The organism is Quadrisphaera granulorum (assembly GCF_003149145.1).
Lineage (GTDB): Bacteria > Actinomycetota > Actinomycetes > Actinomycetales > Quadrisphaeraceae > Quadrisphaera > Quadrisphaera granulorum.
In genome coordinates this window covers 1-25,825 of sequence record NZ_QGDQ01000010.1, presented here as the reverse complement: position 1 = coordinate 25,825, position 25,825 = coordinate 1, and the positions used below count along the sequence as shown (strand labels likewise).

Below are 25,825 nucleotides of genomic sequence, written 5' to 3'. Positions count from 1 at the left end.
ACGGCGGCCCCGCACTCCCGACGCTGGGAGTGCGGGGCCGCCGTCGTGAGCTGGCCCGTCAGAAGACTCGTCGTCGGGTGCCGCCGATCGGGACCAGGTTGAGCACGAGACCCACGATGATCAGCACGATGCCGATCGTGACGAGCAGGTTCTGCGTGAGGAAGATTCCCAGCAGCAGCAGGATGAGCCCCAGAACGATCATGGCTGCACCTCCAGTTGAACAACTTCTGGATCACTCCAGCTAGCCGCGACTGTCCTCCCTGGGAACTCCCTGTGCGAGTCGATCTCCACACGTTCGCGCGCGCCGCCGTCGGCCCCGTCTGGCGCCCCTGCCCGAGCCCGCCGGTGGCCGGATGCGGAGAAGTCGTGAGGATGGAGAGGTGAAGACCCAGCAGCTCGGCCGCACCGGCCTCGAGGTCAGCAGCGTCGTCCTCGGCCTCATGCGCATCGACTCCCTGGATGACGCGGCCATCGACGCCCTCGTCCGCACCGCCCTCGACGAAGGCGTCACCGTGCTCGACCACGCCGATGTCTACGGCGGTGACCACCTCTGCGAGCGCCGCTTCGCCGAGGCCGTGAAGCTCACGCCGTCCGAGCGGGAGCGGGTGGTCATCCAGTCCAAGCGCGGCATCCGCGACGGCTTCTTCGACTTCTCCACGAGCACATCGTCAGCTCGGTGGACGCCTCGCTGGCGGCGCTGCAGACCGACCACCTCGACGTGCTGCTTTTGCACCGCCTCGACGCGCTCGTGGAGCCCGAGGAGGTCGCCGCGGCGTTCGACGAGCTGGAGGCTGCGGGCAAGGTCCGGCACTTCGGCGTCTCCAACCACACGCCGTACCAGCAGGAGCTGCTCAAGACCGCGGTGCGCCAGCCGCTCGTGGCCAACCAGGTGCAGCTGAGCATCACGCACTCGTCGCTGATCTCCACCGGTGTGGCCTCGACCATGGAGGGGCTGGAGCAGTCGGTCCACCGCGACGGCGGCATGCTCGAGCATGCGCGCCTGAACGGCACCACGCTGCAGGCGTGGTCCCCGTTCCAGGGCGGCTTCTTCACGGGCGTCTTCCTCGGTGATCGGGACAAGTACCCCGAGCTCAACGATGTGCTTGACGAGCTGGCCGACACTCACGGCGTCACCCCGACCGGCATCGCGACGGCCTGGATCACCCGGCATCCGGCCGACATTCAGGTGGTGCCGGGGACGACGAAGCCGGAGCGCGTGCGCGAGGCGGTGGCCGGTTCCGACGTCCGTCTGTCCCGCCAGGAGTGGTACCGCCTGTTCACTGCGGCCGGCTCCCTCGTCCCCTGAACACGAGGAATCAGGATTGGCGGGCGTTGTAGACCAGCGCCCGTCCGCCGTCGGCCTCCGCGCGGTACTCCCGGTAGACGGCCAGCGCCTCCTCGCGCAGCACGTCGGTCACGACGGTGATGCCGCGCGCGGCGAACTGCTCCGCCCAGTCGGCGCCGAGCGGCCCCTCGTCGAAGCCGGTGATCTCCTCCAGCTCCCGCCCCTCGCCGGCCACCACGAGCCGCCGCACGCCTGACCACATCGCCGCGCCGTAGCACTGGATGCACGGCCGCCAGTTCACGACCAGCTCGTGCTCGGGCTGCCCGACGCCCCCGAGGTCCCACGTGCCGGTGGCGACCTGCGCCAGGCCGAGCGCCATGACCTCGGCGTGCCCCGAGGAGATGCCGCTCCCGAGCACCACGTTGACGCCTGCGCTCACCACCTCGCCGGTGTCGGTGCGCACGACGAGCGCGGCGAACGGCCCGCCCCCGCCCTCGCGGTGGTTGCGCGAGGCGAGCCGGTTGACCACGGCCATGCGGTCTTCGAGGGTCGGCAGCGCCGACGGCACGTCGGCGAGCTCCTCGGCCACCCACTCAGGTAGGGCGAGGGTGAAGCGGGTGGGCAGGGCGTGCACGGGGGCTCCTCGTCGTCGTCCTCAATCAGCCGAGCCCGCACCGTGCCATGGCCAGCGCCGTGATGGAGGCCCGGTCAGTCGACGCCGCTCATGAGCCGGTCGCCGCCACCCGGCCGTGATCATGGGACCTGTGCACACAATCCGCCGTGATCATGGGAGTTGTGCACAACGACCGCTGTGCACAACTCCCATGATCACGGCCGGAGGGTCAGCGGGTGATGAGTTCAGGGGTGGAGGTCGACGGCGGCACGTCGTCGCCACCGCCGTTGCCGCCACCGCCGTTGCCGCCACCGTCCCTGCCGCCATGGTGCGACGCCCGTGACAGCGCCCCCGGCCACCACGCCCGCCGGTCCAACAGTGTGAACAGCACCGGCACCAGCAGGGTGCGGACCAGCAGCGTGTCGAGCAGCACGCCGATCCCGACGATGATCCCCAGCTCCGTCAGTGTGATGAGCGGCAGGACCCCGAGCACCGTGAACACCGCCGCGAGCAGTACGCCCGCACTGGTGATGACCGCGCCGGTCACCGAGACGCCCACCACCACGGCCTCGCGGGTGCCGCGCGCCGGCACCTCCTCGCGCACCCTGGTGACGAGGAAGATGTTGTAGTCGACGCCCAGCGCCACAAGGAAGAGGAACGCCAGCAACGGCACGCCCGTGTCGAGACCGGGGTAGCCGAGCACGGACGTCGCCAGCCAGTTGCCGGCGCCGAGTGCGGCGAAGAAGCTCGCTACCACGGTCACCACCAGCACGATCGGCCCGACCACGGCCCGCAGCAGCACCACGAGCACCGCCAGCACGACCAGCAGCACGAGCGGAGCGACCACACGCAGGTCACGCTCCGTGGCGACCTTCACGTCGAGGCTGTCCGCGGAGCTGCCACCGACCAGCGCCTCGCCGGCCACTGAGTCGAGCTCTGTCCGGAGCCGCTCCACGGTCGTCTGAGCGGCCGCGCTGCTCGGGTCTCCGTCGAGCACAGCGGTCACCTCGGTGAGCCCGGAGCCCCCGTCCGCTCCAGCGGCCTGCCGGCCAGCAGTGGCCGAGGCCACGCCCTCGGTCGAGCTCACCGCATCCACCACAGCCCCCACCACCGCCGGGTCTGTGCTGCGCACGATGATCCGCGCCGGGTCCGCGGCCCCCGCCGGGAACGCCTTCGCCAGCGTCTCCACCCCGGCCACGGCCTCCGCCTTGACGCGGAACTGCTCCGTCTGGCTCAGCCCGAGCCGCGCCCCGGAGAGCCCCGCCGCCATGACCGCGAGGACGGCGACGGCGACCGCCACCACGCGCCACGGCCTCTTCACCACGCCGCGCCCGATCCGCGACCACGGGCCGCTCAGCGACGTCTCCGCAGACCCGAGGCGCGGCACGAACGGCCAGAACACCCCACGGCCGCACACCACCAGCGCCGCCGGCAGCACGAACAGCGCGAACAGTGCCGCCACCGCGATGCCCAGCGCCCCGTACTGCCCGACGCTCCGGTTGGACCCGAGGACGGCGAACGACAGCATCAGCAGCGACAGCACCACGGTGCCGGCGCTCGCGGCGATGGCCGGGGCGGCGCCCCGCCACGCCCGCCGCATGGCGACGCGGCGGTCGGCCTCGCGGCGCAGCTCCTCGCGGTACCGGGCGATGAGCAGCAGCGCGTAGTTGGTGCCGGCGCCGAAGACGAGCACGTCGGCGATGCCACCCGTGGACGGGTCGAGCACCAGCCCGAAGGTTCGCGACACGACCGCGAAGAGCGCCGTTGCCGCGGCTGCCGAGGCGCCGACCACCGCCAGCGGCACGAGCCACAGCACGGGGCTGCGGTAGGTGACGAGCAGCAGCGCAGCCACGACGAGCACCGTGGTGAGGAGCAGCGTGAAGTTTGCCCCCTCGAACTGCGCAGCGATGTCCGTCGTGAACGCCGCCCCGCCCGTGACCTGGGCGGTCAGACCCGACGGCAGGTCGGCCGTCGCGGCCCGCAGCTCGGTCCGGATCTCCTTGACGGTCGCGGTGAGCGCGTCCGTGCCACCGGCATTGCTCAGTGGGACGGCGACCAGCGCCGTCGTCCCGTCCTGGGACGTCACTGGCGGAGCGACCCGGCCGCCCTCGGCGAGCGCGGCGATCGACTGCGACGCCTCCTGGAGCGCGGCGGTGTCAGCAGGCAGCAGCCCGCCGTCGCGACGGACGACGACGAGCGCCGACGTCGCGTCGGCGCCCGGCAGCTGCTTCGCGAGCTCAGCCACCTGGACCGACTCGGTGCTGGATGGCAGACCGGCGCTCACGCCGGTGCCGCGGTGGGGGGCGGGTGCGAGGACCGTCAGGCCCACCGCCACCAGTAGGCCCAGCGCCACGGTCAGCCACGCGCTGAGCCGTCCGACGGGCGCGGTGAGGACGCGATTCATGAAAACCTCTCGATGGTCGAATCTTTCGATGAGTGAGATGATGGAGTCTGGCAAGGGCGGATGCAAGGCGGGGGGAGGATGGTCGGCGTGGCGGGTTCGGAGGGAGCGCAGGACGACGGCGAGCGCGGCCAGCTGCAGCGCGTCCTCATTGACGACGTCCGCACGCTCGCCTACCGCACGCAGCACCTGGCGCATGCCTTCGCCGAGCAGCAGGCGATGCACCCCACCGACCTCGAGGCGATGGTCCACGTCATGCAGGCCGAGACCGACGGTGACCCGCTCACCGCCGGTCGCCTCGCCGGGGCGCTGAACCTCAGCTCGGCTGCCACCACGAGCGTCGTCGACAGGCTCGAACGCGCCGGCCACGTGCAGCGCGAGCGTGACGACATCGACCGCCGCCGCGTCCACCTGCGCATCACGCGGGAGGCGATGGGCGTCGCCGGGGCGTTCTTCGGCCCGCTCGGCCAGCGCACCGACGCGGTGATGGCGCAGTTCAGCGAGGCCGAGCTGTCAGCGGTACATCGCTTCCTCGTGGGGTTCAGCCAGGCCATGGAGGACGCCGAGCGCGCCCATCGGTCAGCGGGCGAGCGTTCCTCGGAGGGCGCGCCCCAGGCGTGACAGACCCTCACGGGTGCGCTCGGGGGAGTGCGTCGTGAACGACAGTCGCAGCGTCGAGCGGTCCGGCGTTCCGGAGTAGAACGGGGTCCCGGGCACGAAGGCGACGTCGTGCTCCAGCGCCACCGGCAGCAATGCGGAGGCGTCGAGCCCGTCGGGCAGACGCGCCCACACGAACATGCCGCCGTCGGGGTCGGTCCACGTCGACCCCGGCGGCAGCACCGACGGCAGGGCGTCGAGCATGGCGTCACGGCGCGCGCCGTACGCGGTGCGCAGCCCGGCGACGTGCACGTCGAGGTCGGTCGCCGTCAGGTACGCCGCGGCGGCGGCCTGGTCGATGGTGGAGGTGTGCAGGTCGGAGGCCTGCTTGGCCACGGCCAGTCGCGCCCGGAGCTCCCGCGGCGCCCGCAACCACCCGAGCCGCATCCCGGGGGCGAACACCTTGGACAGGCTGCCCAGGTAGATCGCCTGCTCCTCCAGCCCCGGCTGCGACGCCAGCGGCGCCAGCGCCTCGCCGCGGTAGCGGAGCTCGCCGTACGGGTCGTCCTCCACCACCCACGTCGGCCGGCCGGCGAGCACCGCTGCGACCTCCGCCCTCCGCTGAACGCTCAACGTGCGACCTGTCGGGTTGGCGAAGGTCGTCACGAGGTACACCAGTGCGGGCGAGTGCTCGTCCAGCACGCGCTCCAGCGAGGCGGGCACCACGCCGTCGTCGTCGCTGTCCACCGGCACCACGCGGGCCCCGGCCAGCGCGAAGCTCTGCAGGGCAGCCAGGTACGTCGGGTCTTCCACGGCGACGACGGCGCCCGGGTCCAGCAGCGCCGTGCTGAGCAGGGCCAACGCCTGCTGCGAGCCGGTGGTGATGAGCACGTCATCCGCAGTCGTCGCGAGGCCCCGGCTGCTCGTGCGGGCGGCGAGCAGCGAGCGCAGATCGGCGTCGCCCTCCGTCGTCGAGTACTGCAGTGCGGTGCGCGCTCGCGGACCGGCGAGCACCGCGTCGAAGGCGGCGCGCACGCCGTCGACGTCGAACAGCTCGGGGGCGGGCAGGCCGCCGGCAAAGGAGATGACCTCGGGCCGGGCAGCGAGGGCCAGCAGGTCGCGCACGGGTGAGCTGCTCACGCCGCGCAGGCGCTGCGCGAGGGGGAGGGAGGTACTGATGGTCGGGCTGATGGCGCTGGGCATGACGGAGCTCCGCGAGTCAGGGGGACCGGCGCGTCGCAGCCCGCGCGGGTGAACAGGGGGGGGGGAGCGCCTGAGGGGAGTCCTGGTCGAGGACGGCGCCAGCCTACCGACTCCCCCCACCCCCACTCTCCGTGATCATGGACTTCCGGAACGTGCGTCTGTGCCGAGCTGGCTCCCCTGCGTCTTCTTGAGGTCACGGTGGCCGGCCCTCAAGAGTTTGATGTTCGAGACGTCCATGATCACGCCCTGAAAGTGCTCCGGAGGCCCATGATCACGGAGGGGGTGTGTCAGGTGCGCCAACGGCGGCGGCGCGGTGCCTCCGCAGACGCCGCTGGACCCTGCCCGAGAGCCTGGGCAGCTTCGGTGATGTCCTGCGCCCACAGCGTCATGACTTCGTCGCGCTCGAGGATGCCGACGTCGTCCTTCGCCGACCGTGACAGTCGCAGCGCCTGCCGGTTGAGCGCCTGCTCGAACAGGGTCCGTACGAAGCGCGCGTTGCCGGAGTCTTCGCCGGCCCGAGGTCCGGACCGCAGCCCGCCCAGCACCTGCCGCAGCGCCTCGGAGGCTCCTGGCGCCAGCGCGTACTCGTGCTCGGCCACCACCAGGGAGAAGATCTGCTCCAGCTCCGCCACGGAGTAGTCGGGAAACGTGATCTCCCGCGCGAAGCGCGAGCGCAACCCCGGGTTGGAACGCCTCCATGAGCGCCGGGTACCCGGCCACCACCACGACCAGCCGGTGGCGGTGGTCCTCCATGCGCTTGAGCAGCACCTCGATGGCCTCGGGGCCGAAGTCGATGCGGCCCTCGCCCTCAGGTGCCAGCGCGTACGCCTCATCGATGAAGAGCACGCCGTCGAGGGCGGAGCGGATGACCCGGTCGGTCTTGATCGCCGTCGCCCCGACGTACTGGCCGACCAGCCCGGCGCGGTCCACCTCCACGAGGTGGCCCCTGCTCAGCAGCCCGACCGCCCGGTACATCTCGGCGAGCAGCCGCGCGACGGTGGTCTTGCCGGTGCCGGGGTTACCGAGGAAGGCGAGGTGCTGCGAGGTGGCGACCTCGGGCAGGCCGTGCTCCTTGCGCCGTGCCTGCACCTGCAGGAACGCGAGCAGCGCCCGGACCTGCTCCTTGACGTCGTCCAGGCCGACGAGGGCGTCGAGATCGGCCAGCACCAGCGCGAGTGGCCGAGCCGGTGGCGCGAAGCCACCGAACAGCTCCTCGACGCCGCGTAGCGTCGGGACGGGCAACCTGTCGTGCAGGCGCTCACCCAGCTGCCCTGCCTTCTCGCGCAGGCCGTCGAGGGGGTTGCGCCGCGGGGCCATGTCGCGAGCGTAGGACGGCGATCAGCGCCCCCGCCTAGCGTGGGGTGGTGCCGCCGCTTGACGTTGCCAGCTCGCTGCTCCCGCCGCTCATGCGGCTGCTGCACTTCAACCGCACTTTCGTCACCGAGCAGGGCGCGCACGATCGCATCCGTGAGGCCACGCTGCGCCCTGCCGCGTACGGGCCGCCGCGTTCGCTACGGCGTGATGTGCGTGTCGACGTCGTCCACGACCGCGGCTGGCCGGTCTACACGCTGACCCCCACGTCGCAGCGGCCCGCCGGCGGTGTCGTGTACGCCCACGGCGGCGGGTGGGTCAACGAGATCGTCAGTCAGCAGTGGCGGCTTGCCGCTGCCGTCGCCGCGGGGGCCGGCGTCGTCGTCATCGTCCCGATCTACCCGCTGGTGCCGTATGGCACCGCCGGCCCCGTCCGTGACCGCGTGGCCGAGCTGGTCCGCGAGAGCACCGAGCGGTACGGCCCGACGGGTGTGCTGGGTGACTCGGCGGGAGGGCAGATCGTGCTGTCCGCGGCCCTCGCCCTCCGAGACCGGGGACTACGCCTGCCGATCACCGTGCTCGTCTCGCCGGCCCTCGACCTCACGTGGAGCAACCCGCTCATCCCGGTCGTGCAGCCGAGCGATCCGTGGTTGGCGACCCCGGGCGGGCGGGTGCTCGCCGACGCCTGGCGCGGCGACCTGCCGATCACCGATCCCGCCGTCAGTCCGCTCTTCGGAGACCTCGCCGGACTGGGGCCGCTGACCGTCTTCACCGGCATGCGCGACGTGCTGAACCCTGACGCCCGCCTGCTGGTCGAGAAGGCGCGTGCCGCCGGCGTCGAGGTGGAGCTGCACGAGGCCGCGGGCCAGCTCCACAACTACCCGGTACTGCCCACGGCCCCGGGACGCGCGGCGCAGAAGGTGCTGATCAGCCGTGTGGCTCGTGGGCTGGGCCCTCCGTGCGGTCCGTCAGACAGCTGACGACGACGAGCGCCGCCCGGCCCATCGCGTGGGAGCGGAGCGTGATGCTTCTGCACGACTCGGAGAATCGGCCCCTTCAGCGTGACCGGATGACTACTCCGAAGGGGCCGATTCTCCGAGGGGTCAGGGCGTCGTCAGGCGGCTGGCGCAGTGGGGGGCGGGCATGCCGATGGCCCCACCAGCACGCTGGTGAGGCCATCGGTTCACTCGCGAGGTTCAGCCACTCAGTCCAGCCACTCGGTCCAGCCACTCAGTCCAGCCGAGGGCCACACGCGCAGCGGCCGGGTAACCCGACCGCTGCGCGTGGGAGTCATCAGAGGATGAAGAGCATCTCCTGGTAGGTCGGCAGCGGCCACAGGTCGTCAGCCACCACGGTCTCCAGCTCGTCGGCGGCCGCACGGACCGCCGCCATCGCCGGCAGGAGGGTGTCACGGGCGTACAGCGCGTGGCCCGCCGAGCCGCCGTCCGGGTGCGCCGCCACGGCCGAGCGCAGCGCGGCGACGGACGTGCGCAGAGCGGCGAGCGGCGTGGAGACGGCCTCCAGCAGGGAGGTGTCGGCCTCGACGCCGGCGGCCTTGAGCGCCGCGACGTTCTGCGCCAGCTCGGTCTGGTAGCGCACGGCGGCCGGCAGGATGATCGTTCCGCCGATCTCCAGGGCCAGCTTGGCCTCCACGCCGACGGACAGCGCGTACTGCTCCAGGGCCACCTCGAAGCGGCTGTGCGACTCCTGCTCGGAGAGCACGCCGTACTTCGAGAACAGCGCCAGCGACTCCGGCGTGATGAGCTCGGGCAGCGCGTCCAGCGTGGTCTTGAGGTTCTTCAGACCGCGCGCCGCCGCCTCGACCTGCCACTCGTCGGAGTAGCCGTCGCCGTTGAAAATTACGGCGCCGTGGTCGGTGACGATCTGCTCGAGGAGCTTCTGGACGGCGTGGTTGAACTCGTCGCCGGCGGCCAGCTTGGCCTCGAGCTCGTTGGCCACGTAGTCGAGGGACTCGGCGACGATCGTGTTGATGGTGATCATCGGCGGGGCGATCGACTGCAGCGAACCCGGGGCGCGGAACTCGAAGCGGTTGCCGGTGAAGGCGAAGGGGCTGGTGCGGTTGCGGTCGCCCGGGTCGGTCGGCAGCACCGGGAGGGTGTCGACGCCGATGGTCAGCGTGCCCTTCTCCTTCGACGACGTCGCGCCGCCCTTGGCGACCTGGTCGAACACGTCGGCCAGCTGGTCACCCAGGAAGATCGAGATGATCGCCGGGGGAGCCTCGTTGGCGCCGAGGCGGTGGTCGTTGGTGGACGACGCCACCGAGGCGCGCAGCAGACCGCCGTGCAGGTGCACCGCGCGGATGATGGCGGCGCAGAAGACGAGGAACTGCGCGTTCTCGTGGGGGGTGTCACCGGGCAGCAGCAGGTTGCCGACGTTGCCGCCGCCGTAGGAGAAGTTCACGTGCTTGCCGGAGCCGTTGACGCCGGCGAAGGGCTTCTCGTGGAAGAGCACCTCCATGCCGTGGCGCTGGGCCACCTTGCGCATGGTCACCATGAGCAGCTGCTGGTGGTCGGCGGCGAGGTTCGCCTGCTCGAACATCGGGGCGATCTCGAACTGGTTGGGCGCGACCTCGTTGTGACGGGTCTTGGCCGGAATGCCCAGCTTGAACAGCTCGCGCTCGGCGTCGAGCATGAAGGCCAGCACGCGGTCGGGGATGGCGCCGAAGTAGTGGTCGTCGAACTCCTGGCCCTTGGGCGGCTTGGCGCCGAACAGGGTGCGACCGCAGTTCAGCAGGTCGGGGCGGGAGAGCGAGAAGCTGCGGTCGACCAGGAAGTACTCCTGCTCGGGACCGGCGAAGCTCACGATGTTGCCGGGCTCGATGTGGCCGAACAGCGCCAGCACGCGCTTGGCCTGGTCGGCCATGGCCCGCTGGGAGCGCAGCAGCGGCGCCTTGAGGTCGAGCGCTTCACCCGTGAACGACACGAACACCGTGGGGATGCACAGGGTGTTGCCGTTGGCGTTCTCGAGGATGTACGCGGGGCTGGTGACATCCCAGGCGGTGTAGCCGCGGGCCTGGTAGGTCGAGCGCAGGCCACCGTTGGGGAAGCTGGACGCGTCGGGCTCGCCCTGCACCAGCGTCTTGCCGGCAAACTCCGCGATGGAGGAGCCCTCGCCGTCGGGCTCGAGGAAGCTGTCGTGCTTCTCGGCCGAGCGGTTGGTCAGGGGGTAGAAGACGTGGGCGTAGTGCGTGGCGCCCTTGTCCATCGCCCAGTCCTTCATGGCGGAGGCGACGGCGTCGGCGACGCTCGGGTCGAGCGGAGCGCCGCCCTCGATGGTGGCCATCACGGAGCGGAAGACGGCCTTCGGCAGACGGGCCTGCATGACGTCGCGGGAGAACACGTTCTGCCCGAAGATCTCGCCGGGGGCCTCGCTCGGGGCGAAAGACGGCGCCGGGGGCACAAAGGACTTGACGGCGTTGATGGCGTCCAGACGGGCGGCGCTGCCGCTCATGCGTTCTCCTCAGATCGGGGGCGCCCCGGGACCCGGGGCGGCTGCCAAGCGCGCCCGTGAACGTAGGCGTGCAGCCCGGTTTGCGTGTTTCCCTCATGTTCCAAAAGTGGGTCAATCTCGTAACTTCCGCGCGCCGCGCGCCCTCAGGGTGGGAAAGCGTGGAAGGCGACACCGGGTGACCTGGCGGCGGAGTCACGCTGCGCCACGGCCCGTGATCGAGGGCAACGATGCCGTCCAGGAGGCTCCCCGTCCCGCCGCTTCAGGAGCCGCGCCGCTGCCGAAGATGTCGGAACGGTGCTCCAGATGTCGGAATGGAGCCGCGATTCCGGCATCTGGAGCTCGGTAGCGACATCAGCGGCAGGTGCCTGATCGCTGAGCCTGCCCACGCCTTCAGTGCGGATGTGGCGCTCAGGTGCGTGATCGTCGCGCGGGGAGAGTCAGAGGGGGCAGCCGGCGCGGGCTAGCGCGAAGCTGGAGCGCACGGCCTGGAGTCGCGCCAGCGGCGGCACGCGGGGGTGCCGCCTCGCCCAGCGGACCACCGCGCGCGTGGTCGCGACGGCGATGCCCGCGGTGACGGAGGCGCGCAGCGCCAGCTGCTCGGCGCGCTCGTCGTCGTCCTGATCGTTCCCTGTGACGGCCTCGGCACCGCTTAGGCGGGCCACGAACAGGTCCGTGAGGCGCTCCTCCCAGATGACGAACGAGCGCGCCAGGCGCGCCGTGACGGGAGGGTCCGACACGTCGATCCCGCTGATGAGTGTGGTCATGCCCTGACCGCTCGCAGCCTGTCGGGCCATCACCGCGATGAGTGCGGCCTCGTAGGCGGTGAGCGGGTGCTCATCGCGAGGGCGCTCCGCGAGCGCCGCTTCGAGCTCGTCGAACAGCGCGGTGAGGTCGGGCAGCAGGAGGTCGTACTTCGACTCGAAGTAGCGGAAGAAGGTGCGCTGCGAGACGTCGGCGGCCTCGGTGATCTGCTCGATCGACGTCGCGGCGACGCCCTGCTCGGCGAAGAGGCGCCGCGCCGCGTCGCGCAGCGCGTCGCGCGTCTCGACCTTCTTGCGCTCGCGGCGCCCGCTCGGCGCCGTCACCTCTCCCACGTCGTCAGGTTACGGCGCCCCACCGGGAGGACTTGAGTGCTCGAGCAGCGATGTGGCACGAATGCCATATGGCAGTGTTGACAGAATCCAGTCGTGATCCCTAGCGTTCGCGGCGCCCGACACGCCCTCCGCCTGAGGAGCCCCTCCGTGCCGCACAGCACGCCGGCCACCGCACCGGCCCCGACACCGGCCCCGACACCGGCCCCGCCCCGCGGGCTCTTCCGCATCGGCGAGGCCTCCGCCCGCCACCCGTACCGCGTGCTCGCGATGTGGCTGCTGGCGGTGGTCGCAGCAGCCGTCGCCAACGTGCTCGCCGGCGGCACCTTCAACGACGACATCGACCTGTCCGGCACCCAGTCGCACACGGGCGCCGAACTGCTCACCGCGAGCGATCCCGCCGCGGGTGGCTCGGGCGGCAAGGTCGTCTTCCACGTGGAGAGCGGCTCCCTCCAGGCCGACGCCCCGCAGATCCAGGCAGCGGTCAGCGAGCTGGGCACGCTCCCGCACGTGCTCTCCGCGTCCGACCCGTTCTCGGCGACCGCGCCGACCGTCTCGCCCGACGGCCGGACCGCCTACACGACGGTCCAGTTCGACGTGCGGCCCAAGACCCTCGGTGAGGACTACGTCTCCGACCTCGACGACGCCGTGGCCGAGGTCCGCGACGCCGGCGTGCAGGTCGAGTACGGCGGCGCTCTCGACGAGCTGACCCGCCCCGGCGAGGGTCACGCCGGTGAGGTGGTCGGCCTGATCGTCGCCCTGATCGTGCTGCTCGTCGGCTTCGGGAGCCTGTTCGGCGCAGTGCTGCCGCTGGTCACCGCGATCGTCAGCACGGTGCTCGGCCTGAGCATCCTGGGTCTCGTCGCCGCGGTGGTCACCCTGGGGACGGCGTCCCCGACGCTCGCCCTCATGGTCGGCCTCGGCGTCGGCATCGACTATGCGCTGTTCCTCGCCACGAGGTACCGCCAGCTCCTCCTCGACGGTGAGGACCCGGTGCGCGCCGCCGGACGGGCCGTCGCGACCAAGGGCCACGCCGTCCTCGTGGCTGCCGGGACCGTCGCCGTCGCGCTGCTCGGCCTCTACGCCTCGGGGATCTCGTTCATCGGCGGGCTGGGCTTCGCCGCCGTCTTCACCGTCGCGACGGCGGCCGCGGGTGCGGTCACGCTGGTCCCCGCGGCGTTCGGTGTGCTCGGGCGTCGCATCGACAGGTGGTCCGTCCGCAAGCCCGTGGCCGAGGCGAGCGAGCCGCACGGCATGTGGCACCGCTACGCGGCCGCCGTGGTCCGCCGCCCGTGGCCGGCCTTCGTGGCGGGGATGCTCGTGCTCGCGGTCTTGACCGTGCCGATGTTCTCGATGCGCCTGGGTCACATCGACAACGGCGCCGACCCGTCGAGCTTCACCGACAAGCGCGCCTACGACCTCATCAGCGAGGGCTTCGGGCCCGGTGCGAACGGTCCGCTCACGGTGGTCGTCGATGTCACCGGGGCCATCACCCCACCCCAGCAGCTCGCCCAGACCCTGCAGGCCGACCTGACGGGCACCGCCGACGTGGCGCGTGTCAGCCCCATCAGGCCCTCGCAGGACGGCAAGCTCCTCATCGGCACGGTCATCCCGACCACCAGCCCGCAGGACGAGGCCACGAGCGACCTCTACGACACCCTCCTGAACACCACGCTGCCGACGGCGCTCGCCGACACCGGTGCCAAGGGCTACCTCACGGGGACGACGGCGAGCCAGTTCGACTTCCAAGAGGTGCTCGTCGACAGGTTGCCGATCATCATCGGCGTCGTCGTCCTCACCGCGTTCCTGCTGATTCTCGCGAGCTTCCGGAGCCTGTTGCTCGCCATCAAGGCCGCGGTGCTCAACCTCCTGTCGATCGCCGCGGCGTACGGCGTGCTCGTCGCGGTGTTCCAGTGGGGCTGGGGCAGCAGCCTGTTCGGCCTGGAGCAGACGGTGCCCATCGAGGCCTACGTGCCGATGATGATGTTCGCCATCGTCTTCGGGTTGTCGATGGACTACGAGGTGTTCCTCCTGTCCGCCGTCCACGAGCACTACGCGAAGACCGGAGACGACACCGCCTCCGTCCGCGAGGGCCTCGCCACGACCGGACGTGTCATCACCTCGGCCGCGCTCATCATGATCAGCGTGTTCCTGGCGTTCACGACGTCGCACGTCGTCGTCATCAAGATGCTCGCCGTGGGCCTGGCGGTGAGCGTGCTCATCGACGCGGGGATCGTCAGGATGTTGCTGGTGCCCGCGGCGATGGCCCTGTTCGGTCGCCGCACCTGGTGGATGCCCCGCTGGATGGACCGCGTGCTACCGAAGATCAGCGCCGAGGGTCACGACGTGCCCTCCGAAGCCCCGACCAACCCGGCACCGGCCCCGGCCGCGGCGGTCACCTCGGGCGGCGCGAACTGAGGATGTGACCGGTGCCCGTGGCCAGCTCCACGCTGACGAGGCTGGGATGCGTCAGCAGGGTCTCCCGCACCCTCGTCACCGCCGCGCGGTGCTCGGGCGCGGAGTAGCGGGCGAGGTCCATGTCGTCCACGAGCAGCACCCCGCCGGGCGCGAGGGCGGCGATGGTCAGGTCCAGGCCCGACCACTTGCCGCCCTCGGCGTCGGCGAAGACGAGGTCGAAGGTGCCCAGGCCTGGTAGCACGGCCTCGACGTCGCCGGTCAGCACGGTGACGGGGAGGTCGGGGTCCTTGGCGTTCCGGACGACGTCGGCCAGCGCGTCGTCGCGTTCGATGGTGACCACCTCGACGTCCTCGCGGCCCTCGAGCCCGGAGACGATCCACGCGGTGCCGACGCCGACGCCCGTCCCCAGCTCCAGGACGCGCCCGCCGGGCCTGACCGCCGCGGCGAGCGTCGCGAGCAGGGGCCCCGTCGGGGCAGCGCAGGAGCAGACGAAGGAGTGCTCAGCCGCACGGCGCTCCGCGGCGACGACGATGTCGGGGACGGTGGGGACGACGGGCGAGCTCACCGCGGCGACGCTAACCAGCAGCGTTCACGCGCGGCAAGCGCGTTCGCGTCAGGTCCGGCTGAGGTGTTCGAGCACGGCGGTGACCACGGCGTCGGGTTCGAGTTCGGGAACCCAGTGGCCGGTGTCCAGCGTCCGTCGCTGGAAGGGCCCGTCGACGTGGTCGGCCGTGGCCAGGACCGTGGCGGGGGAGTAGAAGGGGTCGCGCCAGCCGTGGAGGTAGGTGACGGGGACGGCGACCCGCCCCACGCCCCGACCCCGTCCCCCGGCTCGGCCCGCGAAGGGCACCGCGCGGTACCAGCCCAGCGCCGCCGTGAGGCGCCCGCCCGTGGCGGCTCGCTCGGCGTAGCCGCGGGCGAGGTCAATCGGCAGCCCCGTGTGGACCAGCAGCCGCTCGAGCGCCCCCGCACGCGTCAGCACCTGCTCGGGCAGGCCCGGCACCTGGAATGCGGCGATGTGCCACGAGCGCAGCGCCTGGGAGGACCGCAGCAGCGAGCCGGTCATGGCGTCGGGGTGGGCCTGCGACAGCGCCGTCAGCGACGCCACCCGGTCGGGGTGCCAGGCTGCCAGGGCCCACGCCACCACGCCGCCCCAGTCGTGCCCGACGACGGGCGCCCGCCGCGCACCGGCGGCATCGAGAAGGGCGACGGCGTCGGCCACCAGCTCAGGCAGCGCATACGCGCGGCGTCCGGGCGGACGTGCACCGGGGGAGTACCCGCGCTGGTCGGGCGCCAGCACGCGCACGCCGCGACCGGCCAGGCGGTGGGCGACGGCGTCGTAGGCGGAGCGATCCTGCGGGAAGCCGTGCAGGCACAGCACCGCCGGTGCGTCGGGCAGGTCGGGCCCGACGTCGGTGACGTCGAAGTGCAGGCCCGCACGCGTGAACGACTCCACGCGTCGAGGCTGGCACATGCAGGTGGTCAGGCCAACAGGGCCTTCGCGTAGTGGTCGCTGGAGTCACGCACCCCCGGCAGCGTGAGGAAGTAGCCGCCGCCGAAGGGCTGCACGTAGTCGACCAGGGGCTCGTCGACCAGGCGCAGCTGGACGGTCTCGAACTGCCGCACGACGTCCTGCTGATAGCAGGTGAAGACGTGCCCGACGTCGAGGTTGCCGTTGGCGTCCAGCCCACGGTCGTAGTTGTAGGAGCGGCGCAGCAGCCGCTGGTTTGCGGTGTCCGGGGTGCGCGGGTTGGCCAGGCGGATGTGGGAGTCGAGGGGGATGACGTCGCCGTGGGGGTCCTTGGCGTAGTCGGGGGTGTCGAACTCGGCGTTGCCGTCCAGGGGCGCGCCGCTGTCGCGACGCCGCCCGAACATCTGCTGCTGCTCGTCGAGGGAGACGCGGTCCCAGAACTCGGTGAGCATCCGGATCACCCGCACCACCTGGTAGCTGCCGCCCTGCGCCCACGCAGGCTCGGACGGGTCGTCGATCCAGATGAGACTGGCTGCCTCGTCGCCGGTGGGGTTCGCGGTGCCGTCCTTGAAGCCCAGGAGGTTGCGGCTGGTGCCGCTGGGCCGCGGCGGGGAGTCGAAGCCGTCCATACGCCAGCGCGGCTGCAGCCCGCCGCGCGTGTGCTTGGTGATGTCGCGCAGCGCGTGGTGAACGGTGTCGGGGTGGTGCGCGCACAGCTGCAGCATCACGTCGCCGCCGGTCCACGCGTCCTCCAGCGCGTCGTTGGGGAACACGCGCATCGGCGTGAGCTTGGCCGGCTTCGCCGAGGCCAGGCCGTACCTGTCGTCGAAGAGGCTGGCGCCCACCGAGACCGTCACGGTGAGGCCGTCGGCGGGGATGCTCGGGCCGAGCACGTCGCTGTCCGCGGGTGGCTGCCCGACGCCGAGGTCGGGTGCGGGCCCGCCGGCGGTGAGGGCGCGTGCCCTGTCGGTCAGCGTCTCGAACACGGCCTTGAGGTCCTCGCGGGCTGCCGCCGTGGCGTCCAGGGCCACGAAGGCTGCTGCCTTCTGCTTCTCGCTGGGCCCGGGCGTCAGCACCCCTGCCTGGTGGGCGCCGTGGAAGGGGTAGGTCGCCGGCTCCGAAGCCTGCCCGCCGGAGCCGTTTTCTGCGGCCGCTGCGGCGTCGGCGCGGGCACCGCCCACGGCCAGGGCGGCGGCGAGGGCCGTGCCGGCGCCACCGGCCAGCCCTCCTCGCAGGAAGTTGCGGCGGTTCAGATCCATGGCATGACGTCCTTGCTGTAGTCGGGTGAGGGCACGGGCGAGGTGACGCTCGGGGAGCGGGGCGAGCGGGTCAGGAGCCCGGGGAAACTTCGAGAAGGTCGGGGACGGCGGAGAGCGTCTCCAGCACCGCCCCGATCGAGGCGCGCACGGCCTGCTGCTGGGCGTGCGGCACGTCGGCGGGCGCCGTCCACGTGCCGTCGGCGGTGCGCGTGGCGGCCAACGCCGTGTCGAGCCGGTCGAGCTGTGCATCGGCCGTGGCCACGAGGTGCGGACGGCGGGCGTCCAGGAGCGGCGCGAGCTCGCTGAGCACGGTCCGCGTGACGTCGACGTCGGCCGCTGTCATGGCGTACCGGGCGCCAGCGCCGTTGTCGTCCAGACCGGTGAGGTGGTCACGCAGGGCGTCTTCGAGGATCTCGTGGGCGCGCACCGGCAGCTGAGTCGGGTCGCCGGCGAGGTCGTCGTCGCCGAGGTGCGCCTGCGCCGCCGCGACGTCCTTGGCGAGCTGGTCGGCCACCGGCAGCAGCTCCTCGGCGCTCTGGCCGTGCCACAGCCCGAACTCCAGGCGGCGCAACCCGGTGAAGCCGGGGTCGTCCACGCCCTGAGGCAGCCCGTCGGGAAGGGCGTCGACGGCGGCGCCGAGGTCACCGAAGCTGTCGTAGGAGGCACCGACTCGCTCCCACGTCAGCTGCGGCGGCAGCCAGTCGCGGCGCGCGGCGGCCAGGTCACCGCGGTGCAGGTCTGCCTGCAGCGTCGCGACCTGGGCTGCGAGCTGCGTCAGCTGCCCCGCGGCGTAGGTCTGGTACGCGGCGTCGGGGCCCTTGAGGTCGTCCAGGGACACCGGCTTCACCGCCAGCGCGGCCGTATCCACCGTGCTCCCGGCGCTGCCCGTCACCTGCACGGAGCCGGAGCTCAGGGCGTCGCTGCCCGCAGGCAGGCACTTCACGGTGTACGTCCCGCTGCCGAGCGTCGCGGACATCGGCGCGGTGGTGCCGGGCGCCAGTGTCTCGATCTCCCCGACGATGCCGCCGCTCGCGTCGTCGAGGTTCACCTCCACGATCCGCGAGGAGCTGTTGGTCACCTGGAACACCTGCGTGCCGGCGCTCGCGGTGCTGAACCCTGGCGCGCACTGCGTGTCCGTCACCGTCAGCGTGGTGGCCACCGCGCTGCTGCGAGGGAGCAGCTGCACCAGCGCCACCGCTGCCAGGGCTGGGACGGCGACGACGACGCCCGCCGTGCGCCACGGCCGCGAGGCCAGCCGGGCGGCGAGCGCGTCACCGCGCCGTCGTCGTCCTGCTCCTTCTGCGGTGCCGGGAGCGACGGCTGCGGAAGCCGGAGCAGGCTCGGGCTGCGGCGTGGGGGCGCGGCCCGCCACGGCGAGCGCGCGCAGGGTCAGCACGAGGTAGACCGCCCAGGCGGTGACCTGCAGCACCGTCATCCGCGGGGAGAGGTCGGTCAGGCCCGTGACCAGGGCGACCCACCAGGTGCTGGCGTCGACGCTGCTCGTGAGGTCGAACGCCGTCCAGGTGTGACCGGGGATCCAGCCGGCGTCCTGCAGGTCGCCGAGTCCGTAGGCGAGCACCCCCGCGGCGATCACGACGAGCAGCACCGCCGTGCGGTTGAGGAAGGGGCCGACCTTCCAGCGGATCGCCCGTCGGAACAGCAGGAAGCACAGCACCGCCGCGCCGGCGAGGCCGATGGCCGCGCCGACGAGCGGGCCGGTGCTGGACCCCGCGGCGCGCGCTGCCGTCCACAGGAACAGCGAGGTCTCCAGGCCCTCGCGGCCCACCGCGAGGAACGCTGCCGCGGCGAGCGCCGCCGGACCGGCCAGTGATGCCACCGCCACCTTGCCGCGTAGCTCGCCGGCCAGCGACGCCGAGGCACGGCGCATCCAGACGACCATCGCCGTGATGAGGCCGACGGCCAGCACGCTCAGCAGCCCGCCGAGGGCCTCCTGGCCGGTGCTGGACAGCACCGAGTCCGAGACCGAGAGCACCGCGGCGAACGCCCCGGCGCAGGCGAGCGCGGCCAGGGCACCGAGCCACACCGGCGCCGTGGGGCGGCGCGAGCCGTCCGGGGCTGACGTGCGGGCCGCGGCCAGGAGGATGGTGAGGACGAGCCCGGCCTCGAGCCCTTCGCGGAGCCCGATGACGAGGTTGGGGACAGCTGTGGACCAGTGCACGGCCCTTGATCATGGTGAGGCAAGCCTCGCCAAACAACCCTTGTGCCTCTGGCAACTGCCTGGGAGATTCCTCGGTCGTGGCTGGTCTCGCTCAGCGACTCGTTGAGAGCTACGCGCTGTGCCGCACCACCACGGTCGGCGGTGGGGGCAGTGCGTCGACGTCGGGCTGAGACCCGGCGATGGCGCTCAGCACCACGTGCGTGAGGTAGTTGGCGATGGGCAGCACGCCCGGGTCGATGGTGGTCAGGCTGGGAACCGCCACCGCCGACAGCGGGATGTTGTCCGAGCCGATCACGGCCAGGTCCTCAGGTGCTCGGAGGCCGAGCCGTGCCATGCCCGCGAGGACGGCGAAGGCGACGTCGTCGTTGTAGGCGCAGATCGCGCTCACGCCGGGGTGGTCGCGCAGGCTGCTGACGGCGGTCGCGGCCGCTTCGGGGTCCAGGGTGGTCTTGAGGTGCACCGGGGCCGGTGCGCCGGCCTCCTCGCAGGTGCGGCGCACCGCCGCGAGTCGGCGGCCCGCATAGGCGGCGGCCCGCTCCTCGGTGGGGGTGGCGTAGGCGAGCGCTGTGTGCCCCTGGTCCAGCAGGTACCGAGCCTGCAGGGTGCCGAGCGCGTCGTCGAAGGTTCCCAGATTGGCGTCGAGGACGGGGATCCCCGCGGTCTCCAGGTCCGCGACGTCTGCGGCGGTGAGCTCCAGACCCACGACGAACGCCGGCGAGAGCTGCCGCCACACCTCGTGGGCGGGTCGGTCGGGGCGCGCCCTGCGCATGATGAAGTGGAAGCCCTCGTCCGACAGCTGGTCCGACACCTCGTTGAGCACTTCGAGTGCGAACGCGCCCAGCGCCACGGGGTGCGGGCCGGTGAAGACGACCAGGTCGCTGACGCCGCTGCGCAGGATGCGAGCGGCCCGGTCGGGGGTGTAGCCCAACTCCTGGGCGGCATCGAGCACCCGTTGGATGGTCGCTGGGCTGATGCCGCGCGCCTCGGCCCTGTCGTTGAAGACGAAGCTGACGGTGGTCCTCGACACTCCGGCGAGCCTGGCCACGTCGAGGGCGGTGGCGCGCTTCCTGCCGTCGGGCAACGAATCTGGCACTGGCTCGGCTCCTTGTCGGGGCACCGCGCTGCCGGGCCCACTGCTCCGGGGAGGTTACGCGCCGGGGGCGGTCGTTGACAGGTGAACCAGCACTCCGTAGCTTCAAGTCAACACGATTTAGTTAATCGTGTTCACAGGCGCGGCGGCGCCGCGGAGAGCCCCCCACTCCGCGGCGTCGTCGCTTTCCATGTCCCGGCATCGCCGGCGGCCCGGCGCGGCGTGATGACGAGAGTCTCGACGCTGGGATCAGGTAAGGCTAACCTCAGTCGCGTGGCTCACGATCACGTGTCCGTCCGGCCTGTGACGGACCCCTCGCACCCCGAACCCGTCGACGATCCGGCCGGCGAGGCGCGCGCCGCCGTCACTCTCGGCCTGTACACCTCGGCGGCACGATGCCTGGTGCAGTACGTCCTCGCGCCGGCCCTGGGAACCCTCGGTGTGCTGCTCGGGCCGCTGGGTCTCGTGCTGCAGGTGCTGGGGGCGGTGGTGGCCGTCAGCGGAGCCCGCCGCCTGCACCGCCTGCGGCATGCTGCGTGGCCCGCGTACGTGGTGGTCGCCGCGCTCGTCGTGGGGGTCACGGTGTGGTCGCTGCTCGACGCGGTGGGAGCGCTGCGATGACCGGCGCCACGACCGGCGCCGGACTGGCAGCGCCGCCGCGCCCTGCGCGGCCCGCTCGGAAGCGACGCTCGCCCGTGCGCCACGCCCTGGTGGTCACCCACCGCTGGACCTCCCTGGTGCTGGGCGTCCTGCTGGTGCTCATCACGACGTCGGGGGTCGTGGTGCTCTACCAGCCGGAGCTGCACCGCGCGTTCAACGCTTCAGCGTTCACGACCAGCACCTCCGCGGACGCCGCCCACCACGCACGGGTGCCGCTCTCTGCGGCCATCGACACCGTCCAGCGGTCGCATCCCAACTTCGCCACCGCGGCGGTCTACGACAACGGCGACGTCTACACCGTCTACGACGAGAGCTACACCGACGCGTGGACCGTCGACCCCGCCACCGGCGCTGTCCTGGGACATGTCAACCCTGACCCAGCCTGGCTGGACTTCGCCGTCAACCTCCACGAGTGCCTCCTCACCTGCGAAGGGCACGCCGGCTACATCGCGGCGCTGACGACACCGCTGCCGCACACCAACCTCGGAGGGTGGCTGGGGCACGACCGCGACCTCACCATCGGGAACCTCCTGCTCGGCGCCATGGGTCTGCTGCTGCTGTTCCTGTGCGTCTCCGGGGTCTGGCTGTGGTTCCCCCGCCCGAAGCGCTGGAAGCAGGGGTTCACCATCCGCTGGGACCGCGGTCGTTTCGCCCGCGACACCGACCTGCACAAGGTCATCGGGGTGCTGGCGCTGGCACCGCTGCTCGTCTGGGGCCTGACCGGCTCCGGGTACGAGCTGGGCTTCGTGGAGAAGGCGTGGTTTGCGCTGACGCCCGGTAGCGAGGTGGAGGGGCCCGAGCCCGTGCATCTGGCCGCCACGGTCACACCGCCCGCCCTCCCCGTCTCGGAAGAGGCCGCCGTGGCGCTCGCCCTCGCGGCCCACCCCGGCACACGGGTCGCGGCGCTGGTGCCGCCGACCCAGGAGACGCCCACCACCACGGTGTGGCTGTCCACCCCGCACGACCCGTACGCCCGCCTCCCGTACCCGGGCGACGTCGGCGTCGAGATCGACCCGTCCACCGGCACAGCCCAGACCACCTACGGCTTCGCCGGTCAGCCCCTGACCCCGACCTGGCAGGCGTGGAACTTCCCCGTCCACACCGGGTACGTGGTCAACGGCTGGTGGCGTCTCCTGTGGGTGGCCTTCGGGCTCACGCCGCTGGCGCTCGCCATCACCGGCACCTCGACGTGGCTGGTGCGCCGCAAGACGGCGAAGAACCGCCGTGCGGCCCAGCGGGCGCGGGTCCCCCTGGGGTCGTAGACGGGGGCAGCGTCAGTTCAGACCTCAGCGGGGTGTGTGCGGCCGCCGACGTGCGGCAGTTTCGGCGTCAGGAGAAATGAGCCTCTCCTGGACTGTGCCCGGCGGGACGCGGAGACGGCGCGTCCCGCCGAGCACCGTTCACCTCCGGGGCGCTGACCGAGCTAGCGTCAGACGGTGAAGATCGTGCTCCCCGGAGGCACCGGCCAGGTCGGCGGCCTGCTCCGCCGGGCGCTCGCGGCTCGCGGTGACGACGCCGTCGTCCTCAGCAGGCGCCCTGACGTGCTCGAACCGGGCATCAGGCATGTCCTCTGGGACGGGCGGACCCTGGGTGATTGGGCCGCGGAGCTGGACGGCGCCGACGCCGTCGTCAACCTCGCCGGGCGCACGGTGAGCTGCCGCTACACCGACGCGAATCTGCGGCAGATGATGGACTCGCGGGTCGACTCGACCCGCGCGGTCGGGCAGGCGATCGCCGCCGCGGCGAACCCACCGCGGGTGTGGCTGCAGATGAGCACCGCCACCATCTACGCCGACGCCCGCACCCGCCCCCACGGGCCCGCGCACGACGAGGCCACCGGCGAGATCGGCGGCGAGGAGCCGGACGTGCCGCTGTACTGGGAGTACAGCGTGCGGATCGCCCGCCGGTGGGAGGCCACGCAGGCCGAGGCGACCACCCCGAGCACGCGGAAGGTCCAGCTGCGCACCGCGATGGTCATGACGCCGGACCGCGGCGGCATCTTCGACTACCTCTCCTGGATGGCCCGGATCGGCCTCGGCGGACCCGTGGACGGCGGCGGGCAGTACGTCTCGTGGATCCACGGTGACGACTTCGTCCGCGCGCTGCAGCTGCTCCTGGACGACGACGACGTCGAGGGGCCGGTCAACCTCGCAGCGCCCGAGCCGCTCCCGCAGCGGCAGTTCATGCGCGTGCTGCGTCGGGCGTGGGGGCAGCCGATCGGCCTGCCCGCCACCAGGCTCATGGCCGAGGTGGGCGCGCTGGTGCTGCGCACGGACACCGAGCTGCTGCTCAAGAGCCGCCGCGTGGTGCCCGGCCGGCTGCTGGAGCGCGGGTTCGCGTTCGAGCACGCGACGTGGCAGACGGCCGCCCGCGACCTCGTCGCGAAGCGCCGCTCTTCACTGCCCGGCTGAGGGCGCGGCGGCGCGCGTGCCTCGTCCTTGTCCTGGTGATCTGTCGTGGAGTTCGGGGAGCTGTGAACAGTTGGCCCCATGGGAGTAATCGCCTCGTGACGCTGATGGGGCGCACGCTCCACAGCGACGCGACAGCGCCCCAGCAACGCCACTTAGGTGGTGGCTCGACGCGCCGACAGCGTCAGCGCGGCGAGCGCGGCGTAGATGCCTGCCGAGACCCGGTCCAGGACGACCAGCCGGACCCGCCGGAGCACCCCGGACATGCCGGCGCCGGCGAGGGCCCAGCAGCAGTCGAAGACCGTGGCCGCCGCCACGAAGAGCAGCCCGAGCGCGGCCAGCTGCGCCCAGGCCGGACCTCCCGCCGGATCGACGAACTGGGGGAGGAACGCGACGAAGAAGATCGCCGTCTTGGGGTTGAGCACGCCCACGAGCAGCCCCCGGCGGGCCGAGTGGTGCAGCGGTCCGCTGGAGGCCTGCGGGTCGGCGGAGGATTTCAGGTCCGCGAGCGTCCCGGAGGACCTCGACCGGAGCGCCGTGAGCGCCAACCACAGCAGCCACATAGCGCCGACCACCTTGACGACGGTGAAGGCGGTCGCTGAGGCCGCGACCAGCGCCGACAGCCCGACGGTGGCGGCCAGCACGTGCACCGCGTTGCCTGCCTCGACGCCGGCCGTGGCGGCCAGCCCGTGGGCGCGACCGTGCCGCAGGGAGACGGCCAGGATGACGGCGACCGCAGGACCGGGGAAGGCCGCCAGCGGAAGCGCTGCGGCCAGGAAGAGCAACACCGTGGACGACGTCAGCACCGGAGCAGTGTGGCGTCGAGATCCTCTGGGTGGCGATGGTCGGGACCGCGTTGGTGCCAGCGGCGGGCACCTACTGGCGTGCCGTGAAGATCATCGTGAGCTGTCCGATCTCTGCGGTGTTCTTCGTCAGTTCGACGTTGACCCAGGCCAGCAGGTCCGCCACCGAGCGGTCGGCCTCCCGTGGCCAGGGGAAGGTCACAGGCGCATCGAGGTCGGCCTCTTTCAGAGCGTCGAGCTGTGCGACCCACGCGTCGTGCAGCGCGCGTAGCCACGTCACGGTGGCTGCGGCGTCGCCCGGCCAGGTGATGTCCTCGCGGCCAGGCGGCGCCTGCCCGGTCAGCTGGGCGAGTGCTTCGGTCCACCACCACCCGAGGTGCCAGCTGACCCATGCCGCCGTCGGCGGCGGTGTCGGGTCAGGTTCGGGAACCATCCAATCCGGTCGCCACGTCCCCTCGCTATCGCGGTGGACGGTCCAGCAACTGGTGGATGGCTCCCACAACAGGCTCTCGGTAGTGACGCGTTGCAGGTGGTACTCGGCCAGTGACCAGGCCACCCTGAGCTGGCGTCGTAGCAGCTCACGTCGATCGATCACGGTGTGATCCTCCCGTCCGTCAGAGCCCGCCGGCGACGCGCAGCACCGCGCCGTTCGTGTAACTCGACTCGGGCCCCAGCAGCCAGGCGATGGCGCGGGCGATCTCCTCGGGCTGCCCGACCCGGCCGGAGGGGATGCGTGGCACCACGCGTCGCAGCCGGTCCGGGTCACCGGCTGCCGCGTGGATGTCGGTGTCCACCAGTCCCGGCGCGACGGCGTTCACCCGCACCCCCTCCGCGGCGAGCTCCTTGGCCAGGCCGACGGTGAGCGCTTCCACGCCCGCCTTGGCTGCGGCGTAGTGCACGTACTCGTGCGGTGAGCCGAGCGTTGCGGCAGCCGAGGAGACATTGACCACGGACCCACCGGCACCACCGCGCGCCGTCGACATCTCCTGGGCGGCGCGGCGGGCGCACCAGATGGTGCCGAGGAGGTTGGCCTCGACCACGTGCGCGATGACCTCGACGGGCGTGTCGGCGAGGTCTCCGATGTGTGCGGTCAGGCCGGCGTTGTTCACGAGCCCCGTGACCGGGCCAAGGCTTGTCGCGGCGTCGAAGAGCCGATCGGCGACGGCGGGGTCCCTCACGTCACCGGCGACGGAGACGACGTCGGCTCCGGCGGCCCGCGCGTGAGCAGCCACCTCGGCGACAGCGGCGTGGTCGCTGAGGTAGCCGAGGACGAGGTCGTGGCCCAGCTCGGCGAGGTGTCTGGCGGTAGCAGCGCCGATCCCGCGGCCAGCCCCCGTGATGACGGTCACCGGGCGGCGGGTCGAGAGCGCTGTCATGGATCGAGCGTGGAACACACCGACTGCACGATCAGCAGGCGCGGGCGAGCCTGGCGATGACGTCGATGGTGTGCCAGTGCTTGGGACCGCTGAACCTCGATCCACCGCGTCGGTGCGGGTGAGGGGCTGATCACGTAGGAGCGGGTGTCGATCTACCTGGAACGATGGGACTTGCGAAGGAACCCATCA

General features: G+C 72.0%; 20 protein-coding genes and 2 pseudogenes. 7 read left to right on the top strand and 15 right to left on the bottom strand.

Features of this window, described 5'->3' with window-relative positions; translation table 11 throughout:
• Positions 1 to 58: 58 nt before the first annotated feature.
• Complete coding sequence (locus BXY45_RS23200) at positions 59 to 202, bottom strand: hypothetical protein (protein WP_170131416.1); 144 nt, start codon at positions 200 to 202, stop codon at positions 59 to 61.
• 178 nt (positions 203 to 380) lie between these two features.
• Between BXY45_RS23200 and BXY45_RS09395 the strand changes: the two are divergent.
• Positions 381 to 1,306, top strand: a pseudogene (locus BXY45_RS09395) (aldo/keto reductase).
• A 10-nt stretch (positions 1,307 to 1,316) separates the two neighbouring features.
• On the opposite strand, the gene BXY45_RS09390 reads toward BXY45_RS09395, so the two are convergent.
• A complete protein-coding gene (locus tag BXY45_RS09390; protein WP_245961722.1) occupies positions 1,317 to 1,919 on the bottom strand; it encodes a nucleoside deaminase in 603 nt (200 codons plus the stop codon).
• 208 nt (positions 1,920 to 2,127) lie between these two features.
• Positions 2,128 to 4,302: an MMPL family transporter gene (locus tag BXY45_RS09385; protein ID WP_109774082.1), complete on the bottom strand. Its 2,175-nt coding sequence runs from the start codon at positions 4,300 to 4,302 to the stop codon at positions 2,128 to 2,130.
• 87 nt (positions 4,303 to 4,389) lie between these two features.
• Here BXY45_RS09385 and BXY45_RS09380 point away from each other — a divergent pair, with 87 nt between their 5' ends.
• Entirely contained in the window at positions 4,390 to 4,920 is a 531-nt protein-coding gene (locus BXY45_RS09380; RefSeq protein ID WP_245961721.1) for a MarR family winged helix-turn-helix transcriptional regulator, read from the top strand.
• On the opposite strand, the gene BXY45_RS09375 is transcribed toward BXY45_RS09380, so the two are convergent.
• Positions 4,879 to 6,099 carry an aminotransferase-like domain-containing protein gene (locus BXY45_RS09375; protein WP_109774080.1) on the bottom strand — a complete coding sequence of 407 codons (1,221 nt, stop codon included), beginning with the start codon at positions 6,097 to 6,099 and terminating at the stop codon, positions 4,879 to 4,881. The two genes, BXY45_RS09380 and BXY45_RS09375, sit on opposite strands and share 42 nt — an antisense overlap.
• A gap of 287 nt (positions 6,100 to 6,386) precedes the next feature.
• Positions 6,387 to 7,416, bottom strand: a pseudogene (locus BXY45_RS24695) (AAA family ATPase).
• A 47-nt stretch (positions 7,417 to 7,463) separates the two neighbouring features.
• Between BXY45_RS24695 and BXY45_RS09365 the strand changes: the two are divergent.
• Positions 7,464 to 8,390 (top strand): alpha/beta hydrolase fold domain-containing protein, encoded by a 927-nt coding sequence (locus BXY45_RS09365; protein WP_245961718.1) that lies wholly within the window; start codon positions 7,464 to 7,466, stop codon positions 8,388 to 8,390.
• 313 nt (positions 8,391 to 8,703) lie between these two features.
• Here BXY45_RS09365 and BXY45_RS09360 read toward each other — a convergent pair whose 3' ends face one another.
• Both BXY45_RS09360 and BXY45_RS09355 read right to left on the bottom strand, forming a co-directional pair.
• Positions 8,704 to 10,881 carry a glutamine synthetase III family protein gene (locus tag BXY45_RS09360; RefSeq protein ID WP_109774079.1) on the bottom strand — a complete coding sequence of 726 codons (2,178 nt, stop codon included), beginning with the start codon at positions 10,879 to 10,881 and terminating at the stop codon, positions 8,704 to 8,706.
• 437 nt (positions 10,882 to 11,318) lie between these two features.
• The gene (locus tag BXY45_RS09355; protein ID WP_172601935.1) at positions 11,319 to 11,975 is read right to left on the bottom strand and encodes a TetR/AcrR family transcriptional regulator; all 657 of its coding nucleotides are present in this window, start codon (positions 11,973 to 11,975) and stop codon (positions 11,319 to 11,321) included.
• 147 nt (positions 11,976 to 12,122) lie between these two features.
• Here BXY45_RS09355 and BXY45_RS09350 point away from each other — a divergent pair, with 147 nt between their 5' ends.
• Complete coding sequence (locus BXY45_RS09350; protein WP_211319400.1) at positions 12,123 to 14,390, top strand: MMPL family transporter; 2,268 nt, start codon at positions 12,123 to 12,125, stop codon at positions 14,388 to 14,390.
• Here BXY45_RS09350 and BXY45_RS09345 read toward each other — a convergent pair.
• The 5 genes from BXY45_RS09345 to BXY45_RS09325 form a co-directional block, all read right to left on the bottom strand.
• A complete protein-coding gene (locus BXY45_RS09345) occupies positions 14,368 to 14,955 on the bottom strand; it encodes an O-methyltransferase (protein ID WP_170131415.1) in 588 nt (195 codons plus the stop codon). The genes BXY45_RS09350 and BXY45_RS09345 overlap by 23 nt on opposite strands.
• A 48-nt stretch (positions 14,956 to 15,003) precedes the next feature.
• Entirely contained in the window at positions 15,004 to 15,846 is an 843-nt protein-coding gene (locus BXY45_RS09340; RefSeq protein ID WP_109774077.1) for an alpha/beta fold hydrolase, read from the bottom strand.
• Between the two features lie 26 nt (positions 15,847 to 15,872).
• On the bottom strand, positions 15,873 to 17,120 hold the full coding sequence (gene efeB / locus BXY45_RS09335; protein ID WP_109774076.1) for an iron uptake transporter deferrochelatase/peroxidase subunit: 1,248 nt from the start codon (positions 17,118 to 17,120) through the stop codon (positions 15,873 to 15,875).
• Between the two features lie 70 nt (positions 17,121 to 17,190).
• Positions 17,191 to 19,299 (bottom strand): FTR1 family protein, encoded by a 2,109-nt coding sequence (locus BXY45_RS09330; RefSeq protein WP_109774075.1) that lies wholly within the window; start codon positions 19,297 to 19,299, stop codon positions 17,191 to 17,193.
• Positions 19,300 to 19,408: 109 nt separating this feature from the next.
• Complete coding sequence (locus BXY45_RS09325; RefSeq protein WP_170131414.1) at positions 19,409 to 20,392, bottom strand: LacI family DNA-binding transcriptional regulator; 984 nt, start codon at positions 20,390 to 20,392, stop codon at positions 19,409 to 19,411.
• 270 nt (positions 20,393 to 20,662) lie between these two features.
• On the opposite strand from BXY45_RS09325, the gene BXY45_RS23195 reads away from it, so the two are divergent.
• From BXY45_RS23195 to BXY45_RS09315, 3 genes are all read left to right on the top strand, one after another.
• Positions 20,663 to 21,010, top strand: a complete 348-nt coding sequence (locus BXY45_RS23195) for a hypothetical protein (protein WP_170131413.1) — start codon at positions 20,663 to 20,665, stop codon at positions 21,008 to 21,010.
• A complete protein-coding gene (locus BXY45_RS09320) occupies positions 21,007 to 22,311 on the top strand; it encodes a PepSY-associated TM helix domain-containing protein (protein WP_170131412.1) in 1,305 nt (434 codons plus the stop codon). Before BXY45_RS23195 ends, BXY45_RS09320 begins: the two co-directional genes overlap by 4 nt.
• Before the next feature lie 174 nt (positions 22,312 to 22,485).
• A complete protein-coding gene (locus tag BXY45_RS09315; protein WP_109774072.1) occupies positions 22,486 to 23,460 on the top strand; it encodes an epimerase in 975 nt (324 codons plus the stop codon).
• Positions 23,461 to 23,612: 152 nt separating this feature from the next.
• Here the strand turns inward: BXY45_RS09315 and BXY45_RS09310 are convergent, their stop codons facing one another.
• From BXY45_RS09310 to BXY45_RS09300, 3 genes are all read right to left on the bottom strand, one after another.
• The gene (locus tag BXY45_RS09310) at positions 23,613 to 24,263 is read right to left on the bottom strand and encodes a LysE family translocator (RefSeq protein WP_170131411.1); all 651 of its coding nucleotides are present in this window, start codon (positions 24,261 to 24,263) and stop codon (positions 23,613 to 23,615) included.
• Positions 24,264 to 24,333: 70 nt separating this feature from the next.
• Positions 24,334 to 24,816, bottom strand: coding sequence for a DinB family protein (locus BXY45_RS09305; RefSeq protein ID WP_245961729.1), 483 nt, complete (start codon positions 24,814 to 24,816; stop codon positions 24,334 to 24,336).
• Positions 24,817 to 24,874: 58 nt separating this feature from the next.
• Complete coding sequence (locus BXY45_RS09300) at positions 24,875 to 25,636, bottom strand: SDR family oxidoreductase (RefSeq protein ID WP_109774154.1); 762 nt, start codon at positions 25,634 to 25,636, stop codon at positions 24,875 to 24,877.
• Positions 25,637 to 25,825: the final 189 nt, after the last annotated feature.